The organism is Microcystis sp. M49636_WE2, from assembly GCF_030065375.1.
Lineage (GTDB): Bacteria > Cyanobacteriota > Cyanobacteriia > Cyanobacteriales > Microcystaceae > Microcystis > Microcystis aeruginosa_C.
On sequence record NZ_JASJFG010000736.1, the window covers coordinates 1 to 1,145 of the forward strand.

Annotated in this window: 1 protein-coding gene; it reads right to left on the reverse strand. The window is 36.9% G+C overall.

Translation table 11 applies throughout. From position 1 onward, the window contains the following. Nucleotides 1-1,145, reverse strand: a 1,145-nt coding sequence (gene dndD, locus PX484_RS16875; protein WP_288104856.1) for a DNA sulfur modification protein DndD, incomplete at both ends; no start/stop codon positions are given.

Sequence of the window (1,145 nt, forward strand, 5' to 3'; positions counted from 1 at the left end):
ACTTGAGAGGAAGCGGCGGGAAAATAACGTTCAACTAAATTATGGCGATGGGAAGAATCTAAACGTCCGAGGGGTGTATCGATAGCGATGGGTAAATCTCGTCCGGAGACTCGCGCTAATCCCCACAAAAAAGCGATCGCTAATAGTTGTTTTTCTCCGGCAGAAAGACGGTGTTTAGGCACATTTTGTCCATCGGGACCAAAGAGAGATAGACCAAAAGTATCAGCATCGATCGCTATTTTCTGCACCAGATCGGACTTATGCAATAAATAACGAAAACATTCCGCCACTTCTCCCTCTAATCTATTTAATTTTTTTAAAGTTAAGCGTTCTTTAAATACTTTTAAAGTTTGCTGTGCTTTGACAATAGCATTGACGATGTGTTCGTTACTTTGGGATTCTAAAGCTTTCTCACTATAGGCAAATAATTCTTTTTTAGTTTTCTCAATTTTCTTTTTGATTTCCTCATAATTTTTGTGGCTTTGCTCGTATTCCGCTTGAGCATTTAAATACTTTTTCTGAGCGGTTTTTAAGTTATTACTCAGGGTTTCGTATTCTTCGGGAGAGGCTGCTACTGCTAATTCTCGCTCTAAATTATCTAAGTCAGCTTCCAGATTTCTTAATTGTTCCCTTGCTTGATGGGCGAGGTTAATTTGTGCCGGTAATTGATGGGTTAAGACTCGATTTAATAACTCGATCGCCTCCTCGTCTAAATCTAAGTAAGGAGTAATCAAACAATCGCTATCCTCAGCTAAAAACTGATTTTCTTGCTGTAAAAATTCTCTAATATTCTCTAATTGTTCTAAATTTAAATTCAGTTGTTCTAAATAAGCAAGTAACTTTTTATCTCTGGATTCTAAAACCGATTGAGCGACTTTAGCTGATTGAAATTGTAGCTCTTTTTCTCCCTGAATTTTAGCCGCTTCTAGGAGAGGAAAAATTAACTTTAATGGTAAAAATTCCCCCGCTAATTGACCTAAATATTCTCTCTGGTTATCTAGCTTTTTATCTAAATCCTTTTTTCTGCTCTCTAATTGACTTCTTTCGGCGGCAATTTTTCCGCCATCAATGCGAAATTTATCCGAGACTGCATCAAAATCATTTCTAACCAAATCTAAATTTTTTTGTTGAGTTTCCATCTCTTG